14 protein-coding genes are annotated in these 14,127 nt (G+C 34.9%); 9 read left to right on the forward strand and 5 right to left on the reverse strand.

The window, feature by feature from the left end:
- Positions 1-365, forward strand: a 365-nt coding sequence (locus MF4640_RS16510) for a transposase (RefSeq protein WP_101495493.1), incomplete at its 5' end; no start/stop codon positions are given.
- A gap of 132 nt (positions 366-497) precedes the next feature.
- On the opposite strand, the gene MF4640_RS16515 is transcribed toward MF4640_RS16510, so the two are convergent.
- The 5 genes from MF4640_RS16515 to MF4640_RS16535 form a co-directional block, all read right to left on the reverse strand.
- Positions 498-1,190 carry an FKBP-type peptidyl-prolyl cis-trans isomerase gene (locus MF4640_RS16515; protein WP_078390291.1) on the reverse strand — a complete coding sequence of 231 codons (693 nt, stop codon included), beginning with the start codon at positions 1,188-1,190 and terminating at the stop codon, positions 498-500.
- A 54-nt stretch (positions 1,191-1,244) separates the two neighbouring features.
- Positions 1,245-1,949: an FKBP-type peptidyl-prolyl cis-trans isomerase gene (locus MF4640_RS16520; protein WP_058952446.1), complete on the reverse strand. Its 705-nt coding sequence runs from the start codon at positions 1,947-1,949 to the stop codon at positions 1,245-1,247.
- A 213-nt stretch (positions 1,950-2,162) separates the two neighbouring features.
- Positions 2,163-4,349, reverse strand: coding sequence for a polysaccharide biosynthesis tyrosine autokinase (locus MF4640_RS16525; RefSeq protein WP_078390292.1), 2,187 nt, complete (start codon positions 4,347-4,349; stop codon positions 2,163-2,165).
- A 15-nt stretch (positions 4,350-4,364) separates the two neighbouring features.
- Positions 4,365-4,793, reverse strand: a complete 429-nt coding sequence (locus MF4640_RS16530; RefSeq protein ID WP_078390293.1) for a low molecular weight protein-tyrosine-phosphatase — start codon at positions 4,791-4,793, stop codon at positions 4,365-4,367.
- Entirely contained in the window at positions 4,793-5,893 is a 1,101-nt protein-coding gene (locus MF4640_RS16535; RefSeq protein WP_078390302.1) for a polysaccharide biosynthesis/export family protein, read from the reverse strand. Before MF4640_RS16535 ends, MF4640_RS16530 begins: the two co-directional genes overlap by 1 nt.
- 469 nt (positions 5,894-6,362) lie before the next feature.
- On the opposite strand from MF4640_RS16535, the gene wecB reads away from it, so the two are divergent.
- The 8 genes from wecB to MF4640_RS16575 all read left to right on the forward strand — a co-directional run.
- Complete coding sequence (gene wecB, locus MF4640_RS16540) at positions 6,363-7,487, forward strand: non-hydrolyzing UDP-N-acetylglucosamine 2-epimerase (protein WP_078390294.1); 1,125 nt, start codon at positions 6,363-6,365, stop codon at positions 7,485-7,487.
- 40 nt (positions 7,488-7,527) lie between these two features.
- Positions 7,528-8,790, forward strand: coding sequence for a UDP-N-acetyl-D-mannosamine dehydrogenase (gene wecC, locus MF4640_RS16545; RefSeq protein WP_078390295.1), 1,263 nt, complete (start codon positions 7,528-7,530; stop codon positions 8,788-8,790).
- A gap of 5 nt (positions 8,791-8,795) precedes the next feature.
- The gene (locus tag MF4640_RS16550) at positions 8,796-9,896 is read left to right on the forward strand and encodes an O-antigen ligase family protein (protein WP_161944388.1); all 1,101 of its coding nucleotides are present in this window, start codon (positions 8,796-8,798) and stop codon (positions 9,894-9,896) included.
- A gap of 2 nt (positions 9,897-9,898) precedes the next feature.
- The gene (locus MF4640_RS16555; RefSeq protein WP_078390297.1) at positions 9,899-11,095 is read left to right on the forward strand and encodes a hypothetical protein; all 1,197 of its coding nucleotides are present in this window, start codon (positions 9,899-9,901) and stop codon (positions 11,093-11,095) included.
- Positions 11,088-12,218, forward strand: coding sequence for a glycosyltransferase (locus MF4640_RS16560; RefSeq protein ID WP_078390298.1), 1,131 nt, complete (start codon positions 11,088-11,090; stop codon positions 12,216-12,218). Before MF4640_RS16555 ends, MF4640_RS16560 begins: the two co-directional genes overlap by 8 nt.
- Positions 12,215-12,712, forward strand: a complete 498-nt coding sequence (locus tag MF4640_RS16565; protein WP_078390299.1) for an acyltransferase — start codon at positions 12,215-12,217, stop codon at positions 12,710-12,712. The genes MF4640_RS16560 and MF4640_RS16565 overlap by 4 nt, the downstream gene beginning before the upstream one ends.
- Before the next feature lie 7 nt (positions 12,713-12,719).
- Positions 12,720-13,784, forward strand: coding sequence for a glycosyltransferase (locus MF4640_RS16570; RefSeq protein ID WP_078390300.1), 1,065 nt, complete (start codon positions 12,720-12,722; stop codon positions 13,782-13,784).
- The coding region (locus MF4640_RS16575) for a hypothetical protein (protein ID WP_153042481.1) at positions 13,784-14,127 on the forward strand (344 nt) is incomplete at its 3' end. The genes MF4640_RS16570 and MF4640_RS16575, both read left to right, overlap by 1 nt.

The raw sequence follows: 14,127 nt of genomic DNA on the forward strand, positions 1-14,127 counted from the left end.
AGAATCAGACCAATGCCATTGGAGCAATCCATAAAGGGTATTTATTTTCAGTCGGTTTATTTGACTGCAAAATCAATTCAGATGTTTTTCATTTTTGGATTGAGCAATTCCTCATACCAGCATTACCAGAAAATAGTGTAGTGGTTATGGATAATGCAGCATTTCATAAAAGAGCAGATATTCAGGAGTTATTGGAACAACAAGGGCATAAAATTCTTTGGCTCCCTACATACAGCCCTGATTTAAATCCTATAGAACAGATGTGGGCATGGGTTAAACGTAAGCGTAAAGAATGGTTGATCGATTCAGTCGATGAGTTATTTCAAGTTTTTTTCGAATCCTGTATGAATAATAAAGTAGTTTGACTATACTGCAAGCGAAGCGCGTAGCTTAAAAAAGCATGGCTTGATTGAAGAATATATTGAAATTAATAAAAAGCCTGATCACGAAGATCAGGCTTTTTATTTTGTATATAGCATTACTTTTGCATTGCTACCTTATTTTGGCAACACTTCAATCAGTTCCACATCAAAAATCAAGGTGCTATTTGGTTCAATCACATCGCCTGAACCAATTTGGCCATAGCCCAGTTTAGAGGGAATAAAGAAGCGATATTTTGCGCCTTCTTTCATTAGCTGTAAGCCCTCAGTCCAACCTTGAATCACTTGGCTGACTTGAAACTCCGCAGGCTGTTGGCGTGCAATCGAACTGTCAAAAACAGTTTGATCAATCAGACGCCCTTCATAGTGAACTTTGACTTTGCTGTTGGCCTTAGGTGACTTGCCTTGGCCTTGTTGTAAAACCATATATTGTAGGCCTGAAGCCGTAGTTTTCACCTCGGGTTTTTTCGCATTTTCAGCCAAAAAGGCTGCACCAATTTTGGCATTTTTATCAGCCAGTTGTTTAACTTCTAATAACTGTTTTGCCTCGGCTTGGCGTTTATATTGGGTGAGTACACGCGCCATGTCTTCATCGCTTAATGACGCAGCTTGGCCTTTAGATGCTTCACGTAACCCTTGCACAAAAGCATCGAGATCTAAATCTTGAATTGACTCGGCATTGCTACGCCCCATGAGATAGCCAAAGCTATAACCGACTTGTTGGTTGATGCTGCTTTTATTATTAATCGGTGCTGCAAAAACAGGTGTAGAAAGTAACAAGCCACAGAGTAATGTTGTTTGAATTTTCATATCGTATTCTCAATAAAAAGAGGAGAGCAAAAGCTCTCCTTTGATTGACTTGTCTTATTTTACTTTGATCAGTTCAACATCAAAAATAAGCGTGCTGTTAGCTGGGATCATGCCAGGTACACCTTGTGGGCCGTAACCTAAGTTCGAAGGAATGTAGAGTGTCGCTTTCCCACCTTCTTTCATGAGTTGTAGACCTTCCGTCCACCCTGGAATCACTTGGTTTAAAGGGAACTCAATCGGCTCACCACGTTCAAGTGAACTATCAAAGACTTTACCATCGACCAGTTGGCCTTTGTAATGCACGGTCACGACAGAGCTGGCAGTGGGTTGCTTGCCTGTGCCTTCTTGCGTAATTTTGTACTGTAAGCCTGACGCTGTGGTTTTCACCCCAGGTTTTTTCGCATTTTCAGTTAAGAAGCTGTCACTGGTTGTTTGTGCTTGCTTCGCATCATTGGCCTGTTTTTGCTGCATTTCTTGTTGGAACTGCTCATAGGCCTGTTTTAATTCTTCTTCGCTATAGGCGGGTTGGCTACGGGCATGACCTGCACGGACACCGGTTACAAAACTGTTAATATCGAGTTCTGGTGGAGTTTGATGAGCAACCTCATAACCCAGTGCATAGCTAATTTTTTCTACGGCAGATGCATTTTTTGAAACTTGGGCTTCGGCTGAAGCTGGGTGTTGAGATGCATAATAAACGGGAACAAGTGCAGCACCGCCTAGAATAACAGCTACAGCAATGGGTAAGGCTTTACTCATGTGAAATTTTTCCTAATTCTATTACATTCAGAAAGTTTTTTAGCATCTTAGCAGACTTCATGAATGACGTGTTTTGTACCACCAGTACATTTTCAAATTAATATATGCCGAAGTCCTTAAAAAAACTATAAGGATTTGAATATATAAACGTTTGTCATACAAAATAAAAAGCCAGAAATCAAGTTCTGGCTTTTTATCGGTTAGAGAATGTATTTAGTCTGATTCTTTATTCGCTTTATAGGCATAAGCATAGTTATAGCCATAGCCATAGCCTGCACTTGAACGCTGAATATCGTTCAGGATAAAGCCATTCACTTTCACGCCGGCTTGTTCGAAGCGATTCAGGGTCAATTCAAGCTCCTTCATTTGTGTTTTCGCATAACGGGCAATCACTAAGTTAACGCCTGTGTATTGAGAAATAATAATACCATCCGTTACAGCTAAGACTGGTGGGGTATCAATAATCACATGATCAAACTTCTCTGACATTTGCTCTAATAGATTTTTGAACTGGTTAGAGCTTAGTAATTCAGAAGGATTGGCAGGACTTTTCCCGCGAGAAATTACACTTAAACCTGGCACTTCTGTAGGACGAATAACCGTGTCTAAACTTTGTTGACCATTGAGTAACTCTGTTAAGCCAGGTTGTGTGTCGAGATTAAAATACTTGTGTAAATAACCACGACGTAAGTCTGCGTCTATGATTAATACGCGTTTGTCACTTTGTGCCAAAATTGTGGCTAAGTTGGTTGAGATAAAGGATTTACCAACTTCAGGTGCTGGACCTGAAATCGTAATCAGATTATTTCGGGCAGAGCTTAGCGCGAAATGGATGGCTGTACGCATGCTTCTTAAGCTTTCAATAGCAATATCATCACTATTTTTAACAGCCAGAATAGGAATATTCTTTTTCTTCTTTAAAATATTAATGCGGCTTTCTTGTACAGGCGAACGTGGAACCGTTGCATACACGGGAAGATCCAATTCATTTTCAATTTGTGTGGAGTCTTTGATCCCTGAACGCATCATATTACGTAATAATGCCAAGAGTGTACCGAGGAAACCACCTAAGAAAATAGAGAGAATTAAAATCTGTAGCTTCTTCGGTGCAATCGGCTCAATTGGTTCCACAGCTGTATCGACAATACGAACATTTCCAATCTCGCCCGCTTTAGCAATACGTAGTTGCTGATATGAGTTCAATAACGCTGTATAAAGTTGTTGTTTAACTTCAACTTCACGGTAAAGCTGTAAATAACGACGTTGTAAATCTGGCAGTTCTTTTAATGTCGCATTTAACTCCCCAATCTTTTTATCGATTGCTCCTAGTTGTGCATTCATTTGCTGCATGACTGGATGCTCAGCAGTATATTTGGCCGAAGCCTCTGCAACTTTTTGTTCAAGTTCTGCTTTTTGAGTTTCTAAGGTTACACTTTGCGTTAAATACAACTCAGATTCTTTAGTGACATCTACGGTGTTGTATTGTTGCCGAAATTTGTTGAATTCACGCTCTGCTACATCAAGTTGTTGTTTCAGCTCTGGTAGTTGTTCATCTAAGAATTTAAGTGTTTGCGCTGTTTCAGCTGAACGACGTTCAATGTTTTGTTGGCTATAAGAAACCAGAATAGCATTGAGTACTTGGGTAATATGAGTTTTGTCTGTACCTTGATAATTGAGCCCAAGAATACCTGTTAACTTTCCTTTTTCTGCGACTGAATAATTTGCCAAGATACTATTGACTGCGGCAGGTAGTGATTGTTTTTCAAGTAAATAAACGTCTTTTAGTTGATCTTGTGTATAAATAGAAATATTCCACAAGCCATCGGCAGTTCGTAAGGTATTCGCTTGGTTTGTTTTGCCTGTTAAAATGACTTGTTCAGTTTGTGTATTCGTTAAACTAAACTGGCCATCTTTAAAGCGAAGTTCAAGGTTTTTATCACGAAAGTTTGATGGAACATTAAACTGACGGATGTCAAAAGCTTTTTCATCATCTTTAAACAGAACGGATTTCGGCTGGTACTCTGTTTGATAATGGTGTGGAGATAATAGACGATCAGTAAATGAATTTTCCGTGCCCGAAATTTTAAGATCTAAATTCAAATGTTGAATGACATTGCCTAAAACTAAACGCGATTTTAAAATTTCGATTTCTGCTTGAGCGGGTTGTTTTTGCTCAACCATGCTCGAGAGATCACCTAATAGAGCTGCGGAAGCGCCTTTATTTTCTTCTACTTGTACCAAGGCGTCCACCGAATAGGTATCTGGAGTTGCTCTTAAGTATAGTAGGGCACAAATTAGACTCAAAAGGATACACAGCGCAATTAACTTCCATTGTGCGATCAATGAGAAAAATAATTCTTTTAAATCAATAGTATCTTCTGTATTTGTAGTTTGGCTCATAATCGTACATCAAAGTTAAATATGTTTAGTCCAATCTGCTACACAGGCTTGTATAAGCAGGGAAGTTTCATCAAAAAAAGCTTGATCATGTTGATAGGGGTCAGGAATATTCTTTCCTTGCCAATGACCTAAGCGAAACGTTTTCCCTTTTGCAAATGGCCATGTTTGCTCAATATGTTTCTGTTGATTTTGGCTCATGACTAAAATCAAATCAGCTTGCTTAATCAGTTCAGCATTAAGTTTCCTTGCAATATGAGAACTCATGTCAATCCCTATACGTTGCATGCAAAGCTTTGCTTTGTCATCAGCCGCATATCCAATCATGCCAGAAATGCCTGCAGAGTGAATTGTGAGCTGTGGATGGTTTTGTTTGAGTAGGTACTCTGCCATAGGGCTACGACAGATATTACCTATACAAACGACCAAAATATTTTTGAATTGCATTATTGTCCCATGCGATCAATATTATAAATAACATTTGAGAATGGAATGACTTGGTTGATAACACGTTGCCAGCGCGTTAAACCTGAGGCATCGATATACACAATATCATTGCTTTGCATTTGAAATTTATTTGCCAGTCCAAAATCACCAATACTGGTTAAATCTAGGTGATAGACATCAGTGATTCCTACATCACGATGACTACGAACCACATAAATTTTGCTTCGACTGCCTGAAAGTGGATTCAAGCCGAGGCTTTCCCCAATGACATCACTTAAGCTAATACCCTGATCTCGCATCGGGATCGGCTTGTTTTGTCCCGACTCACCCATTACATAAATTTTCTGATTTTCTTTTGAGTTTACATAAAGTGTATCGTTAGGCTGAATCAATAAATTGTGTAGTGAATACCCCGCCTTTTCAAGCGAAATGCTATTGAGATTATAAGTTTTACCTTGGCGGACAAGTGTAATAGAGGTGTTATCTCCTAACTGAGTATTGATACCGCCAGCTAAACCTAATGCAGTATAAACACTGGTGGGTTGGTCAGTTAAAGTAAACTGTCCACCTTTCATGACACTGCCTTGTACAGAGTAGCGTTGTCCTTGATACGATAGAACACGAGCAATGACGTCGGGAGTTTTTAAATACCGTGAAAGCTGGCTACGTAATTCTTGGTTCACTTGTGTTAAAGACTTTCCTGCGGCTTTGTAGCGACCAATAATAGGAAATTGGATATAACCACTTTGATCAATTTGATAGCCATTGGACTTGATAGCTTCTTCATTACTGATGGTATTTGTAGGAGGAGTAATTTCTGGATATGCCCAGAGGTAAATCGAGAGAATATCTCCAGCACTGAGCTTGTAATTTTTTTGAGGAATGTTGAACAAATGAGCAAAATATTCTTGATTGTATTGTGCAAGTTGGACAGCTGGTAATGATGTTTGGGTAAGCTTTACAACATTGACGTGTGTGCCTAAATCCGTTTGGTAAATCCCTTCCTCTGGTAAATCATAAGTTTGTAGCCCGGATGTAAGAGCACATCCAGTAGATGTCATAATAACGGACAGTAAAATTATAGATTTAAAATGTCGCACAAAAATTCCCATTTTAGATTTTTTAAAATCGTTTCAATTAAACAGCATTTTACCGAAGTTCGCTTTGGGGTATATAACAAATTGTAATCAATTTTATAGTAAAGGTTCTTCTCGGCCTATCAATGTTATACATTTTGTGAAATTTATCGTACTAAGATAGGCAATACATTGCTAAATCGTACTGAAAAATGGAAAAATGAAAGACCATGCTTAGTGTTTGGTAAAAAATCATAACAGAAAATTCATGTTTTTCTGGTAGTATTCCCGCCGAAAGATATATTCGTTGAAGAATTATTCAGTAATTATCGCTTTGATTTGAACTGGTAGCTAAATATTTTGATTTAAAGAATATTTGCCTAGCAATTTAATTTTTTATTTAGTTCAAAGCGAATTCTAGTTGCACAAGATTGTTAAGGTTTACTATTTAAATTTCTAAAAATCTACTTTCAAGTTATAAGGAAACAATAAGGTGAAAAAAGTATTGCTAGTATTTGGTACGCGTCCAGAAGCGATCAAAATGGCACCTTTGGTATTGAAATTAAAAGAAAATAATAAAGACTTTGAAACAAAGGTATGTGTGACAGGTCAGCATCGTCAGATGTTAGATCAAGTCTTAAGCTTATTTCAGCTTACACCTGATTATGATTTAAATTTAATGAAACCTGGGCAAACGTTGTCTGATGTCACAATTGGCGTTTTAAAAGGGTTAGAGCAAGTATTTGGAGAATGGCTTCCCGATGTCGTTTTGGTGCATGGTGATACGGCTACGACCTTTGCTGCTTCATTGGCAGCGTATTATCACAAAATAAAAGTAGGTCATGTCGAAGCGGGTTTACGAACAGGTGATTTGTATTCACCTTGGCCTGAAGAAGCCAATCGAAAATTAACGGGTGTACTTGCTAATTATCATTTTGCACCGACCCAATCATCGTATGAAAATTTAATTAAAGAAAATGTGAATCCTGCAAATATTATCGTGACAGGAAACACGGTGATTGATGCTTTGCTGCAAGTCAAACAGAAGGTTGAACAAGACCAGGCATTGGTCACTCAATTTCAGCAAGAGTTTTCATTTCTTGATACAGATAAAAAACTGATCTTAGTCACAGGACATCGTCGTGAGAATTTTGGGCAAGGCTTTTTAAATATTTGTACATCTTTAGCAAATTTAGCTAAAAAATATCCTGAGATCCAAATTGTTTATCCTGTGCATTTAAATCCGAATGTACAACAACCTGTTAACGAGCTGTTAGCGGGTATCGCTAATATTCATCTGATTGCTCCGCAAGACTATTTGCCTTTTGTGTATTTGATGAATCGTAGTTATCTGATTCTGACTGATTCAGGTGGTATTCAAGAAGAAGCACCATCACTGGGTAAGCCAGTTCTGGTCATGCGAGATACCACTGAAAGACCTGAAGCGGTTCATGCAGGAACGGTACGTTTAGTGGGTACAGATACAGAAACCATTGAGCGTTCAGTCATAGAGTTGCTTGAAAATCCAAATGTATATGCTGAGATGGCAGAAGCCCATAATCCGTACGGAGATGGTAATTCATGTCAGCAAATTATTGATTTTCTTAAAACAAACTAAGCCGAAATTTCCATTTATTTTGATTTAAAAGTATAAGAGTATGAGCAATTCATTCAAGCATATCTGCGTTATAGGGTTAGGTTATATTGGTTTACCCACAGCTGCGACATTTGCTGCACATGGGGTAAAAGTTACTGGTGTTGATGTGAATCAACACGCGGTAGATATGATTAATCAAGGTAAAGTTCATATTGTTGAGCCTGATTTAGATGCTTTAGTTCGTGACGTCGTTGCTCAGGGTAAATTGTCTGCTCAATTGGCGCCGACTGAAGCAGATGCTTATATTGTTGCAGTTCCGACACCTTTTAAAGATGATTATCAGCCAGATCTCAAATATATTGAATCTGCTGCTAAGGCTTTAGCACCTTTTTTAAAGCCAGGTAATTTGGTTATTTTAGAGTCGACATCACCTGTGGAAGCGACTGAACAAATGTCGGCTTGGTTAAGTGAAGCACGTCCAGATTTAAGCTTCCCGCAACAAAAGGGTGAAGAGGCTGATATTTTAGTCGCGCACTGCCCAGAACGTGTGTTGCCAGGTAAAGTTTTACAAGAATTGATCAGTAATGACCGTATTATTGGTGGAATGACACCACGTTGTTCAAAAGCAGCATGTGATTTATACAAAATCTTTGTAAAAGGCGCATGTATTGAAACCAATGCTCGTACCGCAGAAATGTGTAAGTTGACAGAGAACTCATTCCGTGACGTCAATATTGCTTTTGCAAATGAGCTTTCAGTTATTTGTGACAAGCTAGATATCAATGTATGGGAGTTGATTTCACTGGCGAACCGTCACCCGCGCGTCAATATTTTACAGCCAGGACCTGGGGTCGGCGGTCACTGTATTGCGGTTGATCCTTGGTTTATTGTGGCAAAGACACCAGAACAAGCACGCTTGATTCGTACTGCACGTGAAGTGAATGATGCCAAACCTGAATGGGTTATTGATCAGGTTAAAATTAAAATAGCGGATTTCTTACAAGCAAATCCAAATAAAACGATTCAAGATGTAACGATTGCTTGCTATGGCTTGGCCTTTAAACCAGATATTGATGATCTACGTGAAAGCCCTGCATTAGAAATAACTAAGAGCTTAGCAGAACAAGGGTTAAATATTTTTGCTATTGAACCAAACATTGATACATTGCCAGAAAATGTCTTGAAAAATGTACGGTTAATTTCATTGGAAGAGAGCAATATAGCAAATATCCATGTAATTTTAGTAAAACATCGTCATTTTGAAAACATTAAAAATAATTTTGACTTAAATATGCTTGTGGATAGCTGCGGTCTTTTAAAATGAGCTCAATGCATAAAAATAATGAAATGCTTTTGTATGTCCTAATTGGGACATACTTTAGTTTCGCTCTAGCGTTGGCAAATTTCTCGCCAATAAGCGAGTTTTTTGAATTATTTAGATGGGTATTCTTTTTTGCTTATATGTTTATAAGTTTCTATTTTTTTAAATTTAAAGCCTTTATAAAGATTGGGTTGTCTTTTATTTTTTATTTTTTATTTTTATTAATATTAATACTTTCTACTATTTTGTTCAGTGGATTAAGTTTTGAATCAATCTCATCTTTATTTCCATTTGTCTTGATATTGATTTTACCTTTTTTACCTTATCCAGTTCAATATGGAAGTAGGGCTGATTTTTTTATATTTGCATATAAAAAATTCTCTGTATTATTTTTAATATCTATTATTCCATTTTTGTTAATACCAGATTCTTATATTATGGGGCGATTTGCTGCATGGACAAAAAATACCAATATTGTCGCTGGATTTGCGATGCTTTCATACAGCATTTTCTTTATTTCATATTTAAAGAGTAAAAGTAAATATGATTTGTTTGGGGTGGTTGCATACCTATTAATAGTGTTTTTAACACAATCAAGAGGTGCACTATTAGCTATTGGAATTATAACAGCGATAATGCTTTTAAAAAACTATAATAAAAAAATATTCTTTCGAGTAGGGTTTATTATTTTTGTACTTGGTGGAGTGGTTTTTTCTAATATCCAAGTGAGAGAAATTGGAAATAATGACACTAATAATTCAATTTTCACAGTTCGAGAGTTTGAGTTGGGAGCAAGACAAGAAATTATGGATAGACAGTTGGATGCATTTATATATAGCCCATTAATAGGAGTGGGTGCATTAACTGAGGAGAATAACCCCTATTCTAGATATCCAGCAGAAGCTTCTTATACAGATTTATTATCAATGGTTGGTCTGTTTGGTATGCTTTTTTATATTTTGGCTATAATATCGAGATTGAGAAGTTTTAATAATAATGATTTTATTTTATTGTCAATATTAATATTGAGTTCAGGAGAGGGTTACTTGACGGGTGTAGGTAGTGTTATTTCTATAATTGCTTATACGATTTTACTTTCGGAAAGATAGTTATGATTAAAAAAATCATTAATCTAGGAGGGCTTAATACATTAAGTCAGGGTTTTTATCGTTTATCCGTATTGCTGATCTATATGTTTTCAACGTCCAGTAATATGAAAGATTTTGCTGTTGATTCTACATTAATTACATTTTTAGCTGTTTTTCAATCTTTGGGTGTTGCTGGTCTATCTTTAGCAGCAAATACTTATATTCCAAAATTTAAAGAAAAAGAAAATGTATATGCAAAAGCTATTATCAGTATTTCATTTGTTTTAGCATTAGTTATTTCATTTGCATTTTTGTTTTCTATTAACCCTCTTTTAGATAAGGTGTTGGGAAGTATTGGAGGTGTTGGTGTTAATTATCAATTTTTAGCTCTTTTTATTTTTCTTTTGTGTCTTAGTGGTGTTTTTAAAGGTTTTTATTACGCCAAAGAAAAAATTAATTATTTGGTTGTTACTTCTTTTTTTTCAGCACTCTCTCTGTTGAGTGGTTATTTTTTATTTGATCTTAATCTGTTAAATAGTTATTTGATCTCCATATTTTTTGAATTTATATTTCTAACATTATTTTTGCTTAAGATACTAGATATTCAAGCTATATTTAAGGTGAAAGCATCCAGCCTTTACTATAAGGAATTATTTGGTTTTATTGTACCAGCATCAGCTAGTGGTATGGTTTTAATGCCTGTGAATATGGTGGTTCTGTATATTTTAGGATTTTTGAATTCAGTTGTTGTTATTAGTGTGTTTAACTACGGAATGCAAATCAGGAATTTAATAATTTTTATTCCTTCAGTATTAGGATCTATTTTTTTAAAAATATTATCAGAAAGTAATTCTAGAAAGAATTTCTTTTATATGTTGCTAATTAATTTTTTGATTTCTGTGGGTGCATCTTTGTTTTTAATTTTGATGAAATTTTTAGGTTTTTCATATATAGATTTAATTGGTTTAAATGATCTTATTATTCTGTGTCTGGGAAGTGTACTTTTTTCAATAAATTCAGTGATCGGAAACAAAATAATCTCACTACTAAAGACAAAAGTAGGTTTTTATTTTAACGTAATCTGGGCTGTAAGTTTTATCTTATTTACATATTTATCCATTGTTGTTAATTTAATGTCCCCATTTCTTGGTCTGTTGTGTGCTTATATTGTTCTAGCAATTATTCAGTTTTTGTATGTAAGGAAGTATTTGGATGAGTAAAAATAAAATTTTAATTTTTATTGGTTCGTGTGGTAAATCTTGGCCATATAATACTACACCTATACAGCGGGCTTTAGTATTGAAAAGTTTCTTTGATCGGGTGCTGTTCATTGATAAGGAAGATTCTCTTTCAATCTTTCTCAATGATAACTCTGAATATATAAAAGTAGATTCCTTTAAAGAGCTTGATGCAATTTTTCCTAAGTATGTTTCTGATGGTAGTGATTTAACAGTCATTCATGGACCTAGTTGGCCTATAAGCAAAGAGGTTTTAAATTTAAGAAAAAAATATAATTTTAAATGGATTGTAGACTTGTATGATCATGAAAATTTGACATCAAATATTCATTTATTCAAAAAAAATTATGCGAAGTTTATTTATCATAGGTTTTTCGAAAGAAATATAGTTAAGGCAATTAAAAGCTCAGATATCTTAATATCAGCTATTTATGAAACTAGATTCTTATCACATGTGAATAGAGTTAAGTGTATCAATGGTGTTGCATTCTCTGAAATTAAAAAAATTTCAAATAATAAGGAAGTAGCTTTCGAGCAAGAGTTTCTTCATTTGGGATATGTTGGTGTGCTTTCATTTGAAAGATCCTTTCTGATTTTGAAAATAGTAAAAGAGTTATTTGAAAATAATAACATCAAAGTGAAATTTCATTTAATTGGTGACTTTGACGATAATTTTAAAAATGAGATAGAAAAATATAATAATGATCTTATTAAAAGTTGTTTTTATGGTTTTGTTGATTGGACAAGAGCGATTAATATAATGAATAGTGTGGATGTATGTATGTATACATTCCCTATTGCACATAGAGAGGAACTTGACTGTGTTTATCCTATTAAAATTGGTGAGTATCTAGCATTAGGAAAGCATATTTTAAGTGTAGACTCAAATGGCTTGCGAGATATCTTGGATTTGATTGATAAGAATGGAGATATAACTTTAATTGATGAAAATGATATGAATCTTTGGGTTTCTGAGATTCATCAAAAGGCAGAGTTAAAAGAAAATATGACTGAAATAACGAGCCTAATCAATAAAGACTTGGCTAGAGATCTGTTAGATTGGGATAAATTACATAAAGTAATCGTTGAGAATTTAAGCCGATGAAATCATATTTGCTGAAAATTTTCCTTATATTTTTTAAAATATTACCAGATACACGGCTATATACGCTTAAAAATAGTTTATTACGATTATTAGGTTTTAACATTCATCAAAGTGCTCGTTTAGTATCATCTGTTAAAATTAGTGGGATTTGTGAATTAGAAGTTGGAAAGGACACGTTTATTGGACATGATGTTGCCTTCTATGGGAATGGGACGTTTATTCTTGGAGATAATGTAGATATCGCTCCCCAAGTAAAACTATTAACTGGTTCTCATAAAATAGACCAACTACCAAAGCGTGCAGCTGGTACTGGTTATAATAGCTATATAAAAATTGGTAACGGAACTTGGGTTGGTGCAGGAAGTATAATTCTTCCAGGCATCACAATAGGTGATGGTTCAATTATTGCTGCTGGTAGTGTAGTTAATACAGATGTAGAACCTTTCTCTCTTTATGCTGGAAATCCTGCAAGACTTAAGAAGAAATTAATTTGAGAATATTATGATTATTAACTTCTGGCAAAATGTACTCAGTATTCATCAGCTTCCCTTCTTGGAAGAAATCTGTCTTAATAAAAATATTAAAGTAAATCTTATAGTATGTGAGCTCAGTAATAGCGAACGAAAAAAAATGGGATGGGAAGCTGAGATACCCTCTTCTATAAATTTAAAATATATTGGTGATATTAATATACCAGATTGTATTGCTAACTCTGATGTTAATGTATTTAGTGGTTTTTTTGCTTATAAAGACTTAAATGAAGCTTTCTCTATCTGCAGGAAGAAAGATAAGAAAATTTTTATTTATTCTGAGGGCAAAGATGATATCGGTTTTCGCGGTTTTTTAAGAATATTTAGAGATTTTTTGCGATGGAAGTTTATTTCGAATTCTAAAATTAAATTTTTAGCTATAGGTGATAAAGGTAAAAAATGGTTCTTGAGAATTGGTGTGCCAAGTAGCCAAATAATTAAATTTGGCTACTTTACAAAAGATAATTCTAAGGAATCTATTCTAGAAAAGCCATTTAATGGAAGAATGATTTTTATTGGTAGACTTCTTCCATCAAAAGGAATTATCGAACTGCTAACTGCTTTTAACGATTATAGATTGAAAGATTTTACTTTGGATATTTATGGAAATGGTATTTTAGAGGAGGATATTAACTCTTTCATAAATATTAATAATCTAAGCGATCGAATAAGACGATATGATTTTGTTACAAATAAGATCATGAGAGGAAAGCTGTTAGAGTATGATGTTTTGATGTTGGCTAACGTTGGTGATGAAGGTTGGGGGGCTGTTGTAAATGAGGCACTACAGTCAGGTTTGAAAGTTATATGCTCAACAAAAACTGGAGCATCTTGTTTAATAGCTGCTTCTGGTGCTGGTTTTGTTTTAACGACAGTAAATAACGAAAGTTTAATAAATGCAGTTTTGCAAGTTGAATCCTTGGGTAAGAGTAGAAAAGAAATTTTTGATTGGTCTGAAAGAAACATAAGTCCCAAAGTTGCAGCAGATAAATTTATTGCAATCATTAATGGTATCGATGATAGGTTTGAGTGGTAATGAAAAAAATTATTGTTAATGCTTCTGGTGCAAAGGTGGGCGGAGCTAGAACAATTGTAGAAACTTTTATTCAATGGGTCGAGTTGAATGATTTTAATAATAAATACATTTTTATCGTAGGATTTGATGTTGAAAGTGAATCTGAGAATATTGAGATTATTAAACTAAGAACCAATGGATTATTCTCAGTTTTTTTTGCAGTTTTTGGCATTCTTTATTATTCAATCATTTATAGAACAAATATTATTTTTTCATTTATGAACTTAAATATTTGCCTTCCTTTTTTTAATAGAATCACTTATTTTCATCAGGCAAAATTTTTCGAAGAAAATAACTTTAGATT

The sequence above is a fragment of the Acinetobacter sp. MF4640 genome (genome assembly GCF_002018895.1).
GTDB lineage: Bacteria > Pseudomonadota > Gammaproteobacteria > Pseudomonadales > Moraxellaceae > Acinetobacter > Acinetobacter johnsonii.

Excerpts from the sequence above, each read along its gene's own strand:
- MF4640_RS16515 (WP_078390291.1), bottom strand. The coding sequence starts at position 1,190 with ATGAAAATTCAAACAACATTACTCTGTGGCTTGTTACTTTCTACACCT.
- MF4640_RS16520 (WP_058952446.1), bottom strand. The coding sequence starts at position 1,949 with ATGAGTAAAGCCTTACCCATTGCTGTAGCTGTTATTCTAGGCGGTGCT.
- MF4640_RS16525 (WP_078390292.1), bottom strand. The coding sequence starts at position 4,349 with ATGAGCCAAACTACAAATACAGAAGATACTATTGATTTAAAAGAATTA.
- MF4640_RS16530 (WP_078390293.1), bottom strand. The coding sequence starts at position 4,793 with ATGCAATTCAAAAATATTTTGGTCGTTTGTATAGGTAATATCTGTCGT.
- wecC (WP_078390295.1), top strand. The coding sequence starts at position 7,528 with ATGAGCAATTCATTCAAGCATATCTGCGTTATAGGGTTAGGTTATATT.
- MF4640_RS16550 (WP_161944388.1), top strand. The coding sequence starts at position 8,796 with ATGCATAAAAATAATGAAATGCTTTTGTATGTCCTAATTGGGACATAC.
- MF4640_RS16555 (WP_078390297.1), top strand. The coding sequence starts at position 9,899 with ATGATTAAAAAAATCATTAATCTAGGAGGGCTTAATACATTAAGTCAG.
- MF4640_RS16560 (WP_078390298.1), top strand. The coding sequence starts at position 11,088 with ATGAGTAAAAATAAAATTTTAATTTTTATTGGTTCGTGTGGTAAATCT.
- MF4640_RS16565 (WP_078390299.1), top strand. The coding sequence starts at position 12,215 with ATGAAATCATATTTGCTGAAAATTTTCCTTATATTTTTTAAAATATTA.
- MF4640_RS16570 (WP_078390300.1), top strand. The coding sequence starts at position 12,720 with ATGATTATTAACTTCTGGCAAAATGTACTCAGTATTCATCAGCTTCCC.